The organism is Candidatus Methylobacter favarea (assembly GCF_902806695.1).
GTDB lineage: Bacteria > Pseudomonadota > Gammaproteobacteria > Methylococcales > Methylomonadaceae > Methylobacter_B > Methylobacter_B favarea.
In genome coordinates this window covers 1-19,411 of the sequence record NZ_CADCXN010000046.1, presented here as the reverse complement: position 1 = coordinate 19,411, position 19,411 = coordinate 1, and the positions used below count along the sequence as shown (strand labels likewise).

At 44.4% G+C, this 19,411-nt stretch carries 21 protein-coding genes; all 21 read left to right on the top strand.

Annotated features, from left to right (window positions below; genetic code table 11):
- The first annotated feature begins 28 nt into the window (after window positions 1–28).
- The 21 genes from folE to HUX64_RS04680 all read left to right on the top strand — a co-directional run bounded on the left by folE (window position 29) and on the right by HUX64_RS04680 (window position 19,304).
- On the top strand, window positions 29–571 hold the full coding sequence (gene folE, locus HUX64_RS04780) for a GTP cyclohydrolase I FolE (RefSeq protein ID WP_174625099.1): 543 nt from the start codon (window positions 29–31) through the stop codon (window positions 569–571).
- A 5-nt stretch (window positions 572–576) separates the two neighbouring features.
- A complete protein-coding gene (gene hemH / locus HUX64_RS04775; protein WP_425484243.1) occupies window positions 577–1,563 on the top strand; it encodes a ferrochelatase in 987 nt (328 codons plus the stop codon).
- A gap of 194 nt (window positions 1,564–1,757) precedes the next feature.
- Window positions 1,758–3,353 (top strand): MutS-related protein, encoded by a 1,596-nt coding sequence (locus HUX64_RS04770; RefSeq protein ID WP_174625098.1) that lies wholly within the window; start codon window positions 1,758–1,760, stop codon window positions 3,351–3,353.
- Window positions 3,350–4,555, top strand: a complete 1,206-nt coding sequence (gene purT / locus HUX64_RS04765; protein WP_174625097.1) for a formate-dependent phosphoribosylglycinamide formyltransferase — start codon at window positions 3,350–3,352, stop codon at window positions 4,553–4,555. Before HUX64_RS04770 ends, purT begins: the two co-directional genes overlap by 4 nt.
- 3 nt (window positions 4,556–4,558) lie before the next feature.
- The gene (locus HUX64_RS04760) at window positions 4,559–5,128 is read left to right on the top strand and encodes a transglycosylase SLT domain-containing protein (protein ID WP_174625096.1); all 570 of its coding nucleotides are present in this window, start codon (window positions 4,559–4,561) and stop codon (window positions 5,126–5,128) included.
- Between the two features lie 274 nt (window positions 5,129–5,402).
- Window positions 5,403–5,918, top strand: coding sequence for a YceD family protein (locus tag HUX64_RS04755; RefSeq protein WP_246246898.1), 516 nt, complete (start codon window positions 5,403–5,405; stop codon window positions 5,916–5,918).
- Window positions 5,918–6,103, top strand: coding sequence for a 50S ribosomal protein L32 (gene rpmF, locus HUX64_RS04750; protein WP_174625094.1), 186 nt, complete (start codon window positions 5,918–5,920; stop codon window positions 6,101–6,103). The genes HUX64_RS04755 and rpmF overlap by 1 nt, the downstream gene beginning before the upstream one ends.
- Before the next feature lie 90 nt (window positions 6,104–6,193).
- Window positions 6,194–7,222, top strand: coding sequence for a phosphate acyltransferase PlsX (gene plsX / locus HUX64_RS04745; protein WP_174625093.1), 1,029 nt, complete (start codon window positions 6,194–6,196; stop codon window positions 7,220–7,222).
- Window positions 7,219–8,184, top strand: a complete 966-nt coding sequence (locus tag HUX64_RS04740) for a beta-ketoacyl-ACP synthase III (RefSeq protein WP_174625092.1) — start codon at window positions 7,219–7,221, stop codon at window positions 8,182–8,184. The genes plsX and HUX64_RS04740 overlap by 4 nt, the downstream gene beginning before the upstream one ends.
- Window positions 8,185–8,200: 16 nt before the next feature.
- Window positions 8,201–9,151 (top strand): ACP S-malonyltransferase, encoded by a 951-nt coding sequence (gene fabD, locus HUX64_RS04735; RefSeq protein WP_174625091.1) that lies wholly within the window; start codon window positions 8,201–8,203, stop codon window positions 9,149–9,151.
- A complete protein-coding gene (gene fabG / locus HUX64_RS04730) occupies window positions 9,144–9,872 on the top strand; it encodes a 3-oxoacyl-ACP reductase FabG (RefSeq protein WP_174625090.1) in 729 nt (242 codons plus the stop codon). The genes fabD and fabG overlap by 8 nt, the downstream gene beginning before the upstream one ends.
- A 146-nt stretch (window positions 9,873–10,018) precedes the next feature.
- On the top strand, window positions 10,019–10,249 hold the full coding sequence (acpP, locus tag HUX64_RS04725) for an acyl carrier protein (RefSeq protein ID WP_174625089.1): 231 nt from the start codon (window positions 10,019–10,021) through the stop codon (window positions 10,247–10,249).
- Window positions 10,250–10,344: 95 nt separating this feature from the next.
- A complete protein-coding gene (gene fabF / locus HUX64_RS04720; protein WP_174625088.1) occupies window positions 10,345–11,589 on the top strand; it encodes a beta-ketoacyl-ACP synthase II in 1,245 nt (414 codons plus the stop codon).
- Between the two features lie 41 nt (window positions 11,590–11,630).
- Window positions 11,631–12,458: an aminodeoxychorismate lyase gene (pabC, locus tag HUX64_RS04715; RefSeq protein WP_174625087.1), complete on the top strand. Its 828-nt coding sequence runs from the start codon at window positions 11,631–11,633 to the stop codon at window positions 12,456–12,458.
- Entirely contained in the window at window positions 12,455–13,492 is a 1,038-nt protein-coding gene (gene mltG / locus HUX64_RS04710; protein WP_174625086.1) for an endolytic transglycosylase MltG, read from the top strand. Before pabC ends, mltG begins: the two co-directional genes overlap by 4 nt.
- On the top strand, window positions 13,489–14,154 hold the full coding sequence (gene tmk, locus HUX64_RS04705; protein WP_174625085.1) for a dTMP kinase: 666 nt from the start codon (window positions 13,489–13,491) through the stop codon (window positions 14,152–14,154). The genes mltG and tmk overlap by 4 nt, the downstream gene beginning before the upstream one ends.
- Window positions 14,151–15,152 carry a DNA polymerase III subunit delta' gene (locus tag HUX64_RS04700; protein WP_174625084.1) on the top strand — a complete coding sequence of 334 codons (1,002 nt, stop codon included), beginning with the start codon at window positions 14,151–14,153 and terminating at the stop codon, window positions 15,150–15,152. Before tmk ends, HUX64_RS04700 begins: the two co-directional genes overlap by 4 nt.
- A gap of 5 nt (window positions 15,153–15,157) precedes the next feature.
- Window positions 15,158–15,511: a PilZ domain-containing protein gene (locus tag HUX64_RS04695; RefSeq protein WP_174625083.1), complete on the top strand. Its 354-nt coding sequence runs from the start codon at window positions 15,158–15,160 to the stop codon at window positions 15,509–15,511.
- 11 nt (window positions 15,512–15,522) lie between these two features.
- Window positions 15,523–16,299, top strand: a complete 777-nt coding sequence (locus HUX64_RS04690; protein WP_174625082.1) for a TatD family hydrolase — start codon at window positions 15,523–15,525, stop codon at window positions 16,297–16,299.
- Between the two features lie 327 nt (window positions 16,300–16,626).
- Window positions 16,627–18,672, top strand: coding sequence for an AsmA family protein (locus tag HUX64_RS04685; RefSeq protein WP_174625081.1), 2,046 nt, complete (start codon window positions 16,627–16,629; stop codon window positions 18,670–18,672).
- A 383-nt stretch (window positions 18,673–19,055) separates the two neighbouring features.
- A complete protein-coding gene (locus HUX64_RS04680) occupies window positions 19,056–19,304 on the top strand; it encodes a hypothetical protein (protein WP_174625080.1) in 249 nt (82 codons plus the stop codon).
- Window positions 19,305–19,411 lie beyond the last annotated feature (107 nt).

Below are 19,411 nucleotides of genomic sequence, written 5' to 3'. Positions count from 1 at the left end.
ACTTATTTATAATAACTGAGACAGAACCATGGAAGAGCACTTTTCCAAAATTATCGAAGCAGTTGGCGAAAACATACACCGTGAAGGTCTCATAGATACTCCAAAACGCGCAGCGAAAGCTTTTAAATTTCTCAACAACGGCTATGATAAAACGCTCGAAGAAGTACTGAACGGCGCGATTTTTACAGCCGATACTGAAGACATGGTTATCGTCAAGGATATTGAATTGTATTCTTTATGTGAGCATCATTTACTGCCCTTTATTGGTAAATGCCATGTCGGCTATCTGCCGCAGGGTAAAGTAATGGGATTATCTAAAATCGCCCGTGTTATTGATATGTATGCCCGGCGACTGCAGATTCAGGAAAAGCTGACTAAACAAATAGCTGATGCCATTGAGATGGCGACTAATGCCCGTGGGGTCGCGGTAGTTATTGAGGCAAAACATTTATGTATGATGATGCGGGGCGTTGAAAAACAGAATTCGATAATGACCACTTCAGTAATGACGGGTATTTTCCGAAAGGAAATCAGCACTCGCTCGGAATTTTTGAATTTGCTAAACCGATAAACTTAATGTCCACAAAGATTGTTGAAGGGGCAAGAAAAACCGGCGTAATACTGGCGAATCTGGGTTCGCCTGCTGCACCGACAAACTCGGCAGTCAGACATTTTCTTAAGGAGTTTCTGTGGGATCCTCGTGTCGTCAATCTTCCGCGCCCCTTATGGTGGGTAATACTGCATTTTTTCGTGTTGCCTTTCCGTCCGCGCAGATCAGTGAAAGCTTATCGCAAAATATGGGACAAAAAAGGTTCGCCGCTGGTTTTTCTGACCCGGCAATTAACGCAGGGAGTTGCTGACAAGCTAAACGCTCAAGGCATTACCACAGATTATGTGATGCGTTATGGCGAACCTTCCATGGCAACGCGTTTAAGAGCTTTTAAAAAAGACGGTATTGATAATTTAATTGTTTTGCCCTTATATCCCCAGTATTCTTCGACCACTACGGCATCCATCTATGATGATATGGTCAAAGAACTTAACCAATGGCGGCATCTGCCCAACATTCATTTCATCAGTGATTATCATCAGGATAGCGGCTATATCAATGCCATTGCAGATTCAATTGAAAGAGTATGGCGGGAACATGGCAAAAATGAGCTGTTATTAATGTCTTTTCACGGTCTGCCCGATCGATTGACTAAATGGGGCGATCCCTACTTTCATCAGTGTCATAAAACCGCAGCCTTGATTGCAGAAAAACTGGGCCTTGATCAAAAGCAATGGATGATTGTATTTCAATCACGTTTTGGCAAAGCGCAATGGCTTAAACCCTATTGTCTGGACATTTTACAGAATCTTCCGGCGCAAGGAATTAAAAGAGTGGATATAGTTTGCCCGGGTTTTGCGGTAGACTGCCTGGAAACGCTGGAAGAAATTGCCCTGGTAAATAAATCGGTTTTTATTAAATCCGGCGGTATAAGTTATCATTATATACCGGCTCTGAATGACTCTGAATCTCATGTTAAGGCTATCGTTAAATTGCTTGAACAAAAACTCTAAAAAGCTATAGTTATGCACGGGAATATAAATTCATTTATTATTTAATGCTTACCGAGCTGATTTAAAATTGCTGCAAGGGACTGGAAGAAACAGTTAATCCGTTAGATATTTCAAATAAAATCTCAGGATGCCGGATTGTATAGTTATCGATTAAAGTTTTTTGGGGTGATTTCGAAATGAAAAAGAGCTAATGCATGAATGAAACACTATTGCAAAGCTGGAATGATGCCTGGCCAGCTGTTAAATGCAGCAAGCCCTTAACTACCGGTGCAGGTGTCATCGACGAAAGTACGTTTAATACCATTGAAGTCGAGAAAGTTTTTAATACCCTGAATTATGCTTCAACACTTGCAGGTCAGGCTGTGTTGTTTCGCTCTTTAACGCAGCCTTTGAATTCTTTGGAGAAAATCAAGGCAAAACAGGAAGCGCTTGAGGAACTGCGCACTAATTTGCCGCTAAAGGAAAATATCGAATACCTTATAGAAAATGCTGCGGCACAGGAAAAAAACTTTTATTTGTTATTGTTTGGCAAATTTCTGGGGTCGTTTGAGACCGCCAGGGAAGAGCATGAAATTGAGGGTTACGGCTACCTGCAGTATAAAAGAGGTGTTCGTTTTATGCTTGAGCTGGTTGCCAGGATCAAAGCTGCTGAAGCGCCTCAAAGTGCCTATTTAAAGAGCATTTTTGACAAAATAACAGCGTTTGCGGATACACGGCCATATTCTCTGATGGAGGGCCCTGCCTATATCACCGAGAATGGTATTAAATGCAAGCAGGAAAGAAAAGGTTTATTTCCGCTGGCTATTATTTTCAGGCCCCGAATCTTCAAGCCCGTACTGATTATCCTGTTTTTTGCAATGGTTTGGACGCTGGCTCACTTTTTTCCTACGGACATATTCGCAATTTCAGTTGAAGCTATTCCGACCGCCTTCATTTTTTTTGTGCCTTTGCTGTTGATTTATTTTCCCATCGTCGGGGGCTTTGATCGTGACAGCTGTATTATCCCGTTAAGAAATGAATTTAAAAATTCAGAGGCGGTTGCACAAGCCTTGGATGCGTTGGGGCAATTGGATGAACTGGTGTCATTTTTAAAATTTGCTGAGGCATTTGCTCACAGCATGGTATTACCCCAGCTGATCGATGCGGCGCATCACCGGATAAAGCTGATAGATGCAAAAAACCCGGTATTAGGCAAGGAAAATACTAGGTATGTTGGCAACGATTTTGTTCTGGAAGATGAGAAACTGGTTTTTATAACCGGGCCTAACAGTGGCGGCAAAACCGCGTTTTGTAAAACCGTCACTCAAATACAATTGTTGGCGCAAATAGGTTGTTTTGTTCCTGCCAAGTCCGCTACGCTTACAGTAGCAGACAAAATTTTCTATCAGGTGCCTGAAATCAGTCATTTAAATGATGGCGAAGGGCGTTTTGGCACTGAATTAAAGCGGACAAAAGATATATTTCTGGCCACCACAGCCAGAAGTCTGGTAGTGCTTGATGAACTGTCCGAAGGTACAACGTTTGAAGAAAAAATGGAGTCTTCGTCTAATGTTCTTAATGGCTTTTACCGAAAGGGGAACAGTACAGTTTTGATTACTCACAATCATCAGTTAGTCGATAATTTCGTTAATCAGGGTCTGGGTTTGTCAAAACAGGTTGAGTTTGCCAATGAGTCGCCCACCTATAAATTGATTGACGGCATTTCCCGCGTCAGCCACGCTGACCGGGTAGCTAAAAAGATCGGTTTTTCAAAAGAAGATATTGACAGCTACCTGGCCGGTTCAGAATGAAAATAGGGACTGCGCTTACTAAAGGTGCGACCAAAGCTTTGCTGCTGGGCAGCGGCGAATTGGGCAAGGAATTGACTATTTCACTGCAGCGTTACGGAATAGAAGTCATTGCCGTAGACCGTTATCAGAATGCTCCGGCACAGCATGTGGCCCATCGCAGTCATGTCATAAATATGACGGATACCGATGCGATGAAAAAACTGATTGCCCTGGAACAGCCTGATTTCATTATTCCGGAAATAGAAGCGATTGCAACTCAGGCGCTTGCGGACATTGAAAAAGAAGGAGGGTGTACTGTTATTCCTAACGCCCGCGCCATTCAATTAACCATGAATAGGGAAGGGATTAGAACCCTTGCCGCAGAGCAACTTAAAATTCCGACTTCGAACTATGCATTCGCGCAATCGTTTGAAGAATTGCAAGCCGTTGTTGATAATAGTATTGGCTATCCATGTTTTATTAAACCGACGATGTCATCGTCAGGGAAAGGGCAATCAAAAGTCAAAAATCCTGAGCAACTTAAACAAGCCTGGGATTATGCCCAATCCCGGGGTCGGACTGTTACCGGCAAAATCATTGTCGAGGCTGAAATCGATTTTGATTTTGAAATAACCTTGCTCACCGTCCGGGCGCTAAATCAAAATGATGAGGTCGAGACTTATTTTTGCCAACCTATAGGGCACAGGCAGGAAAATGGTGATTATCGGGAAAGCTGGCAGCCGCAGAAAATGAGTATTCCGGCTTTAAAAACAGCCCAGGAAATTGCTTTTAAGGTAACCAGTGAAATAGGGGGCCGTGGACTTTTTGGGGTGGAATTATTTATTAAGGGAGATACTGTCCTGTTTAATGAAGTAAGCCCCCGGCCCCATGATACGGGTATGGTTACTATGGTGACTCAAAAACAAAATGAATTTGAGTTACACGCCAGGGCTATTTTAGGACTGCCGGTCAACACGGCCTTACGGCAAGCCGGCGCGAGCGCAGTTATTTTAGGCAGCTTTGATGCTCAGGGTGTGGGTTATGAGGGACTGGCTGAGGCATTGGCTGTTCCTGAAAGTGAAATCAGGTTGTTCGCCAAGCCCGAGTCATTTGTAAACAGGCGTATGGGAATTGCTTTAGCCAATGCTGAAACCGTCCGGGAAGCCAGAGAGCGGGCGGTTAAAGCTGCCAGCCTGGTCAGTATAAATCATGGGGGTAAATGAAAAATGATAAGAATTACAGTAGTTTTTTTAACCTTACTCGTTTCAAATGAGACGCTTGCCGATATCTATAAATTTATCGATACTGATGGACGCGTATATTATACCGATGAACCCAAGCATGGCTTATATAAGCGAATAATTCAGTCCAAAATACGTCACTATTCCCAAAGCCGGCCTTTTTTGAGCGCTAATAAAAAGAAATTTGCAGAACTTATTGCTCAGGCAGCGTCCCGGCATCAGGTTGATATCAGACTACTGCATGCAGTTATACAGGCGGAATCGGCTTACAATGCTACTGCAATTTCATCTGCCGGAGCAGTGGGTTTAATGCAGTTAATGCCCGATACGGCAAAACGCTACGGTGTTATGGACCGGAATGACCCGGATCAGAATATTAACGGCGGCACACGTTATCTGAAAGATTTACTGAAATTATTTAATTCAAATCTGGATCTGGCTGTTGCAGCTTATAATGCCGGTGAAAATGCTGTGATCAGATACAATAATTCCATTCCTCCCTTCCCTGAGACACGTAATTATGTGAAACAGGTTTTGACTCTATATAACCAATAAATTCTATAAACAGGGATAAAGTAGTTTATTATTTTTTAGTTTGCTATACATTTGTCCGGCTGCATTTATCGTTTGCCTTCGGCCACACTATTTTAGTGTACGCCCGTAAAGCCCTTCTGTAAGTAAGTTTAAAATTCCCTGCGGCATCTTTGTTGCTATTGGTTGGGTGTTAACTTCGGCAGCTATTTAAAGCCTCCATACAGGGCTTTCAGTGATTTGGAGAATTTGACGCATTTAGCATTTCCCTATATCATGTCAGATTATGTTGAATCGATTGCCTGAATATATTGATCCTTTACAGTTGGCTGACAAGCGCGGCAGTTTAAAAGGTCAAATATCATTAAATAGTCTGGATCGTTTGAAAGAGGGATTATCAAATGATGAAGGCTGTGTTGATATTGAGCTTTTTTTTGGGCGCGAAGGGAGGTTGGCCAAAATTGAGGGACAGATAAAGACAATTCTGTCGCTCGAATGCCAAAATTGTCTGCAAGCTCTGGAATTGTCTGTTGACAGTGTCGTAAAGCTCGGTATTGTTAGCTCGATAGATGAGGCAAATCGATTGCCAGACGATTATGAGCCTTTGTTAGTTGAGCAAGAAAACATTTCTTTAAAAACTCTTATTGAAGACGAGTTGCTGCTCATTTTGCCTGCCTTTCCCAAGCATGAGCATAATTGTTTTATCCCGTACTCAGACAATAACAAATCAGATTCATCATTGGTTGGCGGCCAGTCAACCATAAAAAGCCCTTTTTCCATCTTAGCCAAACTTAAAACTTCCGGAGACTTGTAATGGCAGTACAAAAAAGCAAAGTATCACGCTCAAGACGTGGTCAACGTCGTTCACACGATTCTTTGACAGGTCGGGCATTATCACAGGATGCCATGACAGGTGAAACTCATTTACGTCATCATGTTACCCCGGACGGTTTTTTTAAAGGCCGTCAAATAGTAATTCCTGACCAGGAAGAAGTGTAATCCTTTTAAACCTTCCATTTTTTTTAATAATGCTGTGCCGAATCAAATCTGGTTCGGCTTCTTTCAATAACTCCAGGGTCATCCGCAAGCGTGAGTCTAACAATTTCGATTGATGCAATGGGCGGGGATTACGGTCCTGAAGTTACCATTCCGGCATCACTGGATCGTTTAAAAAACAATCCGGACTTAAAACTGATTTTAGTGGGTGATGAAGCAGTTATTGCACAACATTTAGCTCAAAACCGGGATGAATACAGGGAGAGACTCACTATCAAGCACGCATCGCAATGTGTAGCAATGGATGAATCCCCTGCTAAGGCACTGAAAAATAAAAAAGATTCATCAATGCGAATTGCCATTAATCTGGTTCATGATGGCTATGCGGATGCGTGCGTTAGCGCCGGCAATACCGGAGCATTAATGGCTACTGCGCGCTTCGTGTTGAAAATGATTCCAGGTATTGATCGTCCGGCCATTATTTCCACATTGCCCACTATTTATGGTCATACCCACGCGCTGGATTTAGGGGCTAATGTTGATTGTACCGCTGAGCATCTTTTTCAATTTGCGGTCATGGGAGCGGAGCTCGTTAAAGCCGTTGAAAATATAGAAAATCCAAGGGTGGGCCTGTTAAACATTGGCGAAGAAGATGTCAAAGGGAATGAGCAGGTTAAAGCGGCGGCGAAATTACTGGAAAATTCGGCTTTAAATTATATAGGCTATGTGGAAGGGGATTCTTTAAATGCAGGCAATATTAAAGTCGATCTGATCGTTGTGGACGGTTTTGTAGGCAATGTTGCACTTAAATCAATTGAAGGTGCAGCAAAAATGATCGGGACTGCATTAAAAGATGCTTTTAGCAAAAATAGCTTGACCAAGCTGGCGGGATTGATTGTTTATCCTGTTCTTAAATCCTTTAGGAAGCGCATAGATCCTCGCTTATATAACGGCGCCAGTTTTTTAGGGCTGCGGGGACTCGTGATTAAAAGTCATGGCGGCGCCGATATACTGGCTTTTAGAACGGCAGTACATCTTGCCGAAATTGAGATTAAAAAGGATGTCATCAGAAAAATAAGCGAACAGGTTGAAAAAACCTTGGCCATGAGGGAAACAGCATGAGCCGTTATTCCAGAGTGATGGGCACTGGCGGCTATCTGCCAGAGGAAGTTCGCACGAATGAACAGATATCACGAATGGTTGATACCTCGGATAACTGGATTTATGAAAGGACAGGCATTAAAAGCCGCCGGATTGCCGGGCCGGAGGAAACGGCTTCAAGTATGGCTGAAATTGCTGCAAGACAGGCACTGGAAGCCAGCGCTTGTGATCCTGAAGAAATTGATTTGATTATCGTAGCAACAGGAACTCCCGATCGTATTTATCCCAGCACCGGCTGCCTGCTTCAGCAGCGCCTGGGCATTAAGCGCTGTGTGGCATTTGATGTGCAGGCAGCCTGCTCAGGTTCAATCTTTGCCTTAAGTATTGCCGATCAATATATTAAATCAGGCGCCGCTAATAAAATCCTGGTTGTCGGCTCCGAAATCTGTTCGCGCGTTGTTGACTGGACCGATCGCGGCACCTGTATCTTATTTGGAGATGGAGCCGGAGCCATATTACTCGGTGCTTCTGATGAAAGGGGCATATTGTCAACGCATATTCATTCCGATGGAGAATATGAGTCTCTTCTTTACTGCCCCAATCCGCAAGCCGCCGTAGCTAACAAACAGGAAGCAGGCTACATATACATGCGCGGCCACGAAGTATTTAAAATTGCCGTCAATACGTTAGGGCGCATTGTCGAGGAAACCCTGGCGGCGAATAATATGGATAAATCTGAAGTTGACTGGCTGATTCCGCATCAGGCGAACATACGGATTATTGAAGCAACGGCTAAAAAATTAAAAATGTCTATGGATCAGGTTGTTGTAACGCTTGAGAATCAGGGCAATACGTCGTCTGCTTCAGTGCTTCTTGCCTTTAATGAGGCAGTTCGTGACGGACGCATTCAGCGTGAGCAAGTTATATTACTTGAAGCATTTGGAGCGGGATTTACCTGGGGTTCTGCATTAATTAAATATTAAATCCAGATAATTAAATATGATCAGGCAAAATTATAAGTTAGCTTTTGTTTTTCCAGGTCAGGGTTCTCAATCCGTAGGCATGTTATCCGAATTCGGCGCCGCATACCCTGAAGTAAAACATGTGTTTGAGCGGGCTTCCGATGCACTGGGCAAGAATTTATGGTCTATCGTTACCGAAGGCCCTGATGATGAACTCAATCAAACGCATAATACCCAGCCGGCTATGCTGGCTGCCGGCTTTGCAATTTGGGAAGTCTGGTGCAAGCACAGTAAAACACGGCCGGGCTGGATGGCCGGTCACAGCCTCGGGGAATACACAGCACTGGTTTGCTCAGACGCTCTGTCTTTTGAAGATGGCATAAAGCTGGTTGCAGAAAGAGGACGCCTGATGCAGGAAGCGGTGCCGGCAGGAATGGGTGCAATGGCGGCAATTTTGGGTCTTGAAGATCAGCAGGTTGTCAGGGTTTGTGCTGATGCGGCAGAAAAGGAAGTGGTTTCTGCCGTCAATTTTAATGCGCCAGGCCAGGTTGTTATTGCCGGAAACGTTGCCGCTGTGGAAAGGGCGATGATAGCGGCTAAAAAGGCTGGAGCTAAACGCGCAGTAAAATTACCGGTGAGTGTTCCTTCACATTGCGCATTAATGGCCACGGCTGCGGAAAAGCTCAATGAATACCTGCAAAATACAGTTATCAATATGCCGAAAATGACATTGATTCATAATGTAGATGTCGCTGCCCATACTGCCCCGGAAGTTATTCGTAAGGCACTCAAAGCACAGTTATATAAACCTGTTCGTTGGTCTGACACTATCAGATTTATGCATAATCAAGATGTTACGCATTTTGTTGAGTGTGGTCCCGGCAAGGTATTAGTCGGGTTAAACAAACGCATTGTCAAGAACGCTGAGCATGGGGCCATATATAACCCGGAAACACTAAATAAAGTATTGGAGCAGCTAGATGACTAAACAAATAGCTTTGGTTACAGGAGCCAGTCGCGGCATAGGCAAAGCGATCGCAGAAAGACTGGCCGAAGATGGTTTTTTTGTTGTAGGCACAGCAACATCCGATAATGGCGCTGATTCAATTTCCGCTTATCTGACTGAGAATGGCAAAGGTATAAAGCTTGATGTAGCTGATCCTGAGTCTATTGCAGAAGTTGTTAAAGCTGTTAATGACGATTTTGGGACGCCGGCTGTACTGGTCAATAACGCAGGTATTACTCGCGATAATTTATTGATGCGTATGAAAGATGAGGAATGGAACGACATTATTACTACTAATTTAACGTCTGTTTTTCGCATGAGCAAGGCAGTGCTGCGGGGCATGATTAAAGCCAGGGCAGGGCGCATCATTAATATTTCATCGGTAGTAGGGGCGACCGGTAATGCAGGGCAGGCAAATTATGCCGCAGCCAAAGCCGGCATGATCGGCTTTGCCAAATCCATAGCTAAAGAAGTGGGTTCGCGAAATATCACCGTCAATACAGTGGCGCCCGGCTTTATTGCTACCGATATGACCAAAGCGCTGGGTGAGGATTTTAAAAATGCGCTATTGGCGTCTATTCCCCTGTCTCGCCTTGGGGACGTCAGGGAAATTGCCCATACTGTCTCGTTTCTGGCTTCTGAAGGTGCGGCTTATATTACCGGTGAAACCATCCATGTAAACGGCGGCCTGTTTATGCCTTAATAGTGTGACATTATTGCAATATAAAGTATAATTCCCCCGCCGTCTGGAATTGCCGGAGACGGGATTTCTAGTAAAAACTAATAACAATACTATTGTAGGTAGCAGATTAGACCCTGCTCAACCTACATTGTTTGAGGATGATAATTATGAGTAATGTTGAAGAACGAGTAAAAAAAATTGTTGCAGAGCAATTGGGTGTTAAAGAAGATATCGCTACTGATGCCTCATTTGTAGACGACCTTGGTGCTGATTCTCTCGATACAGTTGAACTCGTCATGGCTCTTGAAGAAGAATTCGAATGCGAAATTCCAGACGATGAAGCTGAAAAAATAACAACCGTTCAACAAGCTATAGATTACGTAGAAAAAAACGCATGAACTACTGCTACTAAGGGGCAGTATTCTATTCCTGCCTCTTGGTAGCACTCCCTCTTTGTCCCTCCTTCACTTTTCTTACAGTACGGTATACTACAGTGACCAAACGTCGGGTTGTAATAACTGGATTAGGCGCAGTTACGCCCTTAGCTAACACAGTCCCGGAAACCTGGGACGGTATAATTAATGGCAAAAGCGGCATAAGCCTGATTGATTCTTTTGATACTGCTGCTTTCGCCACTAAATTTGGCGGAGTCGTCAGAAATTTTGATATTACCCGATATATTGAAGAAAAGGACGCCAAACGTATGGATGGTTTTATCCATTATGGTATCGCTGCGGGCTGCCAGGCTATTGAAGATTCGGGACTTGAAGTAACCGAGGCCAATGCAGAACGTATCGGCGTTGCTATCGGGTCTGGGATTGGCGGCATTACTGGAATTGAAGACTGTTATGCGACCTATGAAAAAAGCGGTCCACGCCGCATATCACCCTTCTTCGTTCCCGGTAATATTATTAATATGATTTCCGGTAATCTTTCCATCAAATATGGATTAAAAGGTCCTAACTTCGCTATTGTTACCGCTTGTGCCACGGGCACGCATAACATTGGCGATGCCGCGCGGTTAATTAAATACGGCGATGCCGAGGTGATGATTGCCGGAGGCGCAGAACGCTGCACGACCTCACCGACTGCAATGGGAGGATTTATCGCCGCAAAAGCTTTATCCCGTCGAAATGATGATCCTCAAGCTGCCAGCCGGCCCTGGGATAAAGACCGCGATGGATTTGTATTGGGTGATGGCTCGGGTGTTGTTGTTCTTGAAGAATTGGCGCATGCAAAAAAGCGCGGTGCAAAAATTTATGCAGAAGTGGTTGGCTATGGCATGAGTGGCGATGCCTTTCATATCACTACGCCTTCGGCGGGCGGAGAAGGCGCCGCACGCTGTATGAAAAATGCCTTGAGGGACGCCGGCTTAAACAAGGATGATATCGATTATATTAATGCCCATGGCACCTCAACCCCGGCCGGCGATATCGGTGAAACCCATGCCATGAAAGCAGCATTGGGTGCGCATGCCTATAAAGTCGCAATAAGTTCGACAAAATCTATGATTGGGCATTTACTCGGTGCTGCAGGGGGTATTGAAACTGTATTGAGTGTACTAAGCATCAAGAATCAGATTGCTCCACCCACCCTTAACCTGGACAATCAGGATCCTGAATGTGATCTGGATTATGTGCCGAATAGCGCCAGAAATATGAAAATCGATGTCGCTATGTCCAATTCATTCGGTTTTGGCGGCACTAACGGCACGCTAATCTTTAAGCGCTTCGATTAGTTTATTAAAGCGTATTTCTAAATAGCTAATGCTTTTTGCTGATGATCCTGATCAATGGGGAATACAAAGAGCATATCGAAGTAGTTGATCGCGGATTTCAATATGGCGATGGACTATTTGAAACGATAGAAGTGAATAACGGACAGCCGATATTTCTGGATCGGCATTTAGACCGGTTAAAGGCAGGCTGCAACCGGCTTTATATCCCTTTCCCAAATAACGAGCTCCTTATTACTGAAACTAAAGAGCTTTGTAAACATTCAACTACTGCTGTTCTCAAGCTTATCATTACCCGCGGCTCAGGCGGACGAGGTTATCGTCAGCCGGATATAATTCTGCCTAACCGCGTATTAAGCCTGCATGCTTTTCCTGATTATCCCGCTGCCTATAAAGAGCAGGGCGTTACTGCCCGTTTCTGCGCTACCCGCCTGGGTTTAAATCCTGCGCTTGCAGGCCTTAAACACTTGAACCGGCTTGAACAGGTATTGGCAAGGGCTGAATGGAATAATCCGGCAGTTCAGGAAGGCATAATGATGGATATGAATGATCATGTTATAGAAGGTACAATGACTAATCTTTTCTATATTAAAAAGGGTAGTCTTTATACCTCATCACTCGTTCAATCAGGTGTAGCCGGCATCATGCGCAGTATTATTATGACCTTATCTTCCGAGCATCATCTTCCGGCAATGGAATGCTCTTTTAGCAAAGATGTTTTGCTGTCCGCCGACGAAGTATTCCTCAGTAATTCCATTATTGGCATATGGCCGGTTAATCAAATCGCAAATACATCCTATCAGGTGGGACCGATAACCAGGCATATACAGCGATGGCTGGATAACTTTAAAAATGAGGCGCTGCGGATGTGATCAATAAGATCATCGGCTTTATACTGATAATATTAAGTTTCCTCGGCGGGTGGACATGGATGGACTACCAAAATGCTTTAACTCTTCCGGCGCTAACCGGCACGCAACCAGTTTATATAGAAATCGGGAAAGGTGACTCTTTAACCCGGATTGCCGATAAACTGGTTGAGCAAAATCTTACTTTCAAACCGTTCTGGTTTAAGGTAATTGCTTTTCAGAAAAAAGTCGCGAAAAAACTCAAAACAGGGGAATATGAGTTAACGCCCGGTTTAACGATACCGGAAATACTAGCTCTATTTGAGCAGGGTAAAACCAAACAGTACGCGATTACTTTCCTGGAAGGCTGGCGCTTTAGTGAAATTATGCAGGAAGTGGCAAGCAATCCTCATCTTGAACATACCCTTAGCTTTAAAGCTGTTCCGGAGCCTGACAGCTCAAGCAAAACTGTTGATTTTCAGGAAGTAATGTCCAGGCTGGGGGCTGACACAAAATCGCCCGAAGGCTTGTTTTTTCCCGATACCTATTTTTTCGAAAAACACATGCCGGATATGTCTCTATTAAAAAGAGCCTATGACAGAATGCAGTCGGTTCTGCAACGGGAATGGCTTAACAGAGCTGAAAATTTGCCCTTCAAAACTCCTTATGAAGCCTTGACTCTGGCTTCCATTATTGAGAAAGAAACCGCTACAGTTGCCGAGAGGCCTTTAATAGCAGGGGTTTTTATTCGCAGACTGGAAAATGACATGCTGCTCCAAACCGATCCTGCGGTGATTTACGGGATGGGTGAAAACTATCAGGGCGATATAGGTTTCGCAGATATAAAAACGGCTACACCTTATAATACCTATGTTATAAGGGGTTTGCCGCCAACCCCTATCGCCATGCCCGGACGTGATGCAATTTATGCCGCCTTGCATCCGGATAAAAGCAAAAGTCTTTATTTTGTGGCCCGGGGTGATGGCACTCATGTATTTTCATCCACATTAAAAGATCACAACCAGGCTGTCAATAGGTATCAACGGAAGAAAAAATGACTTTTTTTACCCAGACGGGCAGTTTTCGAAGGAGAGAGGACAGAGGCAAATTTATAACTCTGGAAGGCGGAGAAGGGGTTGGCAAAACCACCAACATGCCTTTTATTCAAGAGTATTTACATTACCATAATATTCCTGTCATGGTAACGCGTGAACCCGGGGGAACCAAGCTTGCCGAAAAAATACGCGATCTATTACTCGATGCTGAAAGCGAGAGTATCTCGGAGCAAGCCGAATTATTGCTGATGTTTGCAGCCAGGGCGCAGCATATTGGAAATGTTATTGAACCTGCGCTGTCCCAGGGAAACTGGGTGCTATGCGATCGTTTTACTGATGCAACCTACGCTTATCAAGGCGGCGGGCGGAATATGGATATGGGCACTATTGAGTGGCTGGAAGATCTTGTACAAGGCCCGTTAAGACCAGATTTAACTATTTTACTGGATATGCCTGTTGAAGCAGGCATGGCGCGGGCAAAAAAAAGGGAAGGTAAAGTTGATCGTTTCGAATCAGAAAAAATCAGCTTTTTTGAAAGGGTCAGGCAAGCCTATTTAAGGCAGGCGGAACGCTATCCGGAGCGCATTAAACTTATCAAAGCGAATCAATCGTTAACGGAAGTTCAAAATGCAATTGCTAACGTCATTCAGCCGTTATTAACATGATATTGCGTGATCAGCTATTGCCCTGGCAGCAACAAAACTGGCAACATCTTTGCCATTATATTTTGCAGCAGCGTATTCCCCAGGCGTTGCTTATAACTGGTAAAAAAGGTCTGGGCAAGCAGCATCTTGCCAGGCAGTTTGCTTTTTCACTGCTTTGTGCAAGCCCCCGGCCTGACGGCTTCAGCTGCGGTCACTGTGACAGGTGTAAATTACTTAATGCTGAGACACATCCTGATTATATCTGTTTAAGCCCTGAAGAAGCCGGTAAAGCCATTACTGTCGGGCAGATTCGCAGCCTAGTCGCTAAATTAACCTTGAAACCCCAGTTTGAAGCTTATCGTATTGTTGTCATAAATCCTGCCGAGCAAATGAATAATGCTGCGGCCAATGCTTTTCTAAAGTATCTTGAAGAGCCGACCGAACGCACTCTCATTGTGTTAATTACTGATAAGCCGGCAAAACTGCCAGCGACGTTAGTGAGCCGGTGCCAGAAACTGGCTGTCGACACTCCCGATAAAGAAACTCTCTCTGCCTGGTTTAAATTACATAATACAAAGCTGTCGTCTGAAAATATTTCTGTACTGTCCGGTCTGGCGCAAAGTGCTCCCTTATTAATGCTGGAATATGCGCATGATGAAACGCTAAAAGTGCGTAATAAATGTTTTAATGCCTGGATAGCCATAGCAAAACAGCAAAACCATCCCGTCATTATTGCTGAAGAATGGTATAAACTGCCTGAAGCGCCATTGATATTCTGGATTACCTCGTGGATTATCGATTTAATCAGGTGCTTTTATCAAGTTACTACTGAAAATTTATATAATCCGGACTTGAACAACCCTTTGCAAGAGTTGTCGCAGCAACTAGAATTAAAAGGGATTTATAAATTGTACGATTTATTACTCAACAGCCGACAACGGCTGGGTACGCAAATAAACAAACAATTAATGTTTGAAGAAATTCTAATTCAATGGTCTGAACTTAACCTGAGCAGATAAATACCATGGCAGAATCGGCAGCGCCCCGGCAAGGTATATTGTCACTTTCCATCAAAGATAAAAATGCATTATATGCAGCCTACATGCCTTTTGTTATTAATGGCGGTTTGTTTATTCCAACCAACCGGCAATATGAAATGGGCCAGGAAGTGTTTATGTTACTTAATTTAATGGAAGAAACCGAACGATTGCCCATTGCCGGTAAAATAATCTGGAAAACGCCGCCGGGTTCGGAAGGCTACAGGACAAGCGGCATCGGCGTCCAATTCAGCGATCAGGACGGTGGCGCTGCGCGCAATAAAATTGAAACCTATTTAGCCGGAGCCTTAGCTTCCGACCGTTCAACCCATACCATGTAATTTCGCTGCACATGCTGATTGACTCCCATTGTCACCTGGATCGTATTGATCTGGCCCCGTATCAAAATGATTTTGCCCGCTTCATGCAGGCGGCGGAAAACAGCCAGATTGATCACATGCTCTGTATCGCTATTGATCTGGAATCGTATCCGGCCATGCTGGATTTGGTGGCAGGATATCCGCAAATATCCGTTACCGTCGGCGTGCATCCCAATACCCAGGATGGGAAAGACCCGAGTGTTGATGAACTTGCCGCTTTAGGGAATCAGGACAAGGTAATAGGAATAGGGGAGACAGGCCTGGATTATTTTCGCAGTGAGGGCGATCTTGACTGGCAGCGGCAACGTTTCAGAAATCATATTAACGCTGCAAAGCTATTAAAAAAACCGTTAATCATACACACCCGTGAAGCCAAACAGGACACGCTACGCATTCTGGAAGAAGAGAGCGCCGGCGAAACAGGCGGTATTATTCACTGCTTTACCGAAGACTGGGAATTTGCCCAAAGAGCGCTGGATTTGAATTTTTATATTTCCTTTTCGGGCATTGTGACTTTCAATAGCGCCAAAGAAATCAAGGAAGTAGCGAAGAAAGTGCCGGCTGATCGTTTTCTGATAGAAACCGACTCTCCTTATCTGGCGCCGGTACCGTTCCGTGGGAAACCCAATTATCCAATTTACGTGCGCTATGTCGCAGAACATATAGCGGAGCTGCGCGGCACCACATTCAATGAAATTGCCGACTTATCAAGCCGAAATTTCAAATCGCTGTTTAAACTTCACGGTTAAATTACACCATTGATTGATCAACTTGCCTTGCCAATTTTGGATTTCGGCCTGACGAGCGCAGGGAGCAGGCAAAGCTTTATTGCTTTCCATACCGCGGATGGGACGGAGTGAGACTTGGCAGCGTTATTGGCTTTATTCTCAAAGACAGGTTTTCTTATTGCTTGAAAACTATTTAATTCTTGCAGATAATCGCATGACAAGGCTTTGAAACCCTTACAAGGTTGAATTCAAGGTTCCGAAAAACCGCGGGTTAATAAACAACTTCGGATAGCGAATCTCATGACCGGATTATGGAACTCGCTATTCGAAATTACCGGAGTTCTTGAGATGTCTAGTTCTAATTCAATTTCAACCCGCTTTAAAGTCATCCTGCGCTGGATTGGTATAATTCTCCTGATTTTATGTCTGATCGGTTTTGCCGTCGTCTATTTTATGCCCGGCGATTGGCTGCGCCATACAGCTGGTAGTAAAGTTAGCGCTTTGCTCGGACGCGAATTTGCGATTGATGGCGATATTAATGTCGATTGGGACTGGACGACCCCTGAAGTATCTCTCCATAAAGTGCGAATTGCGAATATACCGGAAAGTAAAGACCCTAATTTGCTGGCGATTGACGAGATTAACTTCCAAATTAAAATTTGGAAGCTGCTGCTGGCAGAGCTGAATTTGCCCAGCCTTAATTTCATCAAGCCAAAAATTATATTGGAAAAATTCGCGGCGAATAAAAAAAACTGGGATTTTCCGCTACTCTCGATGGCTAGCAAGGCGGTATTGCCCGAGGACCGTTTTAATTTTCCCATTATCGGCTCGCTTTCGATAGAGGAGGGAAAATTAGCCTACCGGGATAATCCAAAAAAATTGGCCATTACACTTGATATTGATACCGCTAAGGGCAAGGCGGAGTCTCAAAAGGACAGATATAGACTGTCCGGTCAGGGTACCTTGCAAGATAAGCCATTTAGTCTTCAGGCCAAGGGCGGATCGCTGTCCATGCTGCGTAATAATACCGCTCCTTATCCGCTTGACCTTGTTATTAAAATGGGCAGCACCAGTATGTTCATAAAAGGCACGTTTGCTGATCCGGTGCAAATGGCGGGAATGAATGCGCAACTTAATCTGCGGGGCAATAATCTTGCCGATCTGTTCCATCTTACGCAGATACCTCTGCCGCCGACGCCGCCCTATAAATTAAGTGGCCGTTTGCAAAAGCACAATGACGTCTGGGAATTTCAAAAATTCAAAGGGCAGGTCGGGGACAGCGATTTATCTGGCGATTTAACTTATGATGTTAAAAGAGAACGCGGTTTTGTTAAAGCCAATCTGGTTTCACAACTTCTTGACATGGATGATCTTTCCGGTTTCATCGGCGCTACACCCTCGAAAGGGACTTTGTCCGCTGAACAAAAGGCCCGGGCCGAACGCGAGAAATCCAACCCGCGCCTGTTGCCTGACGTCCCGATCGATTTAACCAGGCTGCGCGCCGCCGATATGGAGGTACGACTAAAGGCCCATAGGATTAACGCGCAGGAGTGGCCGATTGATAATCTGGATATAGGCTTTAACCTGCAGAAAGGGGTGTTGCGTCTCGATCCGCTTAATTTCGGCATTGCAAATGGCACGGTCAGCGGTAGTCTGGTACTGAACGGCCAGAAAAATGTCCCGCTAATTCAAACCGATCTGATGATCAAGCGGTTGAGTCTGAAACAGTTCTTCAATAATCCGCAATTTGAATCGTTATCAGCAGGGCATTTTGGCGGACGGCTAAAAGTGAAGGGCAACGGCCGTTCCCTTGCCGATGTTTTGGCAACAAGCGAGGGCCGCATTACTTTGCTGATGACGGGCGGAAGAATCAGCTTGCTTGTGATAAAAGGAGCGGGGCTTGACGTTGCTGGAGCTACTCCCTTGCTTTTAGGCAAAGACAAATCTACCGATATCCGCTGTGCAATCGGGGATTTCAAGGTCGATAACGGCTTATTGACCTCGGATATTTTTGTGTTTGACACAACCGATTCGAATATAGCCGGGAATGCGCGCATTAATTTAAAAGAGGAAACGATTGATGTTAAAGTGGAAGCTCATCCGAAAGACTTCAGTCCTCTTAGCGCCCGAACTCCTATTACCGTTACCGGCCGCCTGAAAAAACCGGATATCGGACTAGATCCTAAGGAACTCGCAGCCCGCGGTGCAAGCGCCGCAGTATTGGGGGCCGTTCTTACCCCATTGGCTGCTATTATCCCGTTCATCGAGCTGGGCCTTGGTGAAGACAGCGATTGCAGGGAATTAATCCAACAAGCCCGCAGCCGTTCAGTGCCTCAGCCAGCGTCCGGGAAGACGAAAGTCAGGCAATCTAAAAGCCGTATTAGGAAACCTTAGCTAAGGTCTGAATATAGAAAAAACCAGCCTGATTACGAGGATTCCGGCAATCCATGCCGGAATGACGGCTACTTCCTTATAGTAATTAGGTATATCTGGCCAACTACATCTGATTTAAAATTACTTTCATCTTTTGGCCTTAAGATAATTTTCATCCGCTGATAACCTTCTGTATTCTAACAATTCTCTCCGACCTGATCAGTTGACAGATTTATGCGATGGGCAAGATTATGATTCGTAGCTTTATTGCTTACTGGTCATTTTGCACTAAGCTGATTATCAATTAAGCGGCTTTTAATCCCTTTTTTATCGGGGTAGTGCAAACTAGGTGTCTACTTGTGGTTATGGTTCTATAAAGTTGATTAAACACATAGGAGAAAATAATGAATGATGTTGACGTTAAAATTCAAGACGGTAGTTATATTTTCCCCGCTGGTCGCGCTGTTTGGGTTTCGCGCTTATGGATGGAGCATACTTATGATGGCTGTCTGGAAGGAACGCTCGAAACATGTTCTCTTTATCTGCGGCAGAATATGAAAGAAAGTATGCAATATCGATTTAAACAAAAAGTTGTTGTTATCGAATCGACCGAAAATATTTTGCCGAATATTACTAGTAGATCGTTCCATTAATAGATTTACAGATTAGTCTAAAATAGCCATGATACTTATTCACCTAATGACGGAGGTGATCATGGCGGGAAAGACGAAACGCGCAGCACTGATATTGACGGACCACC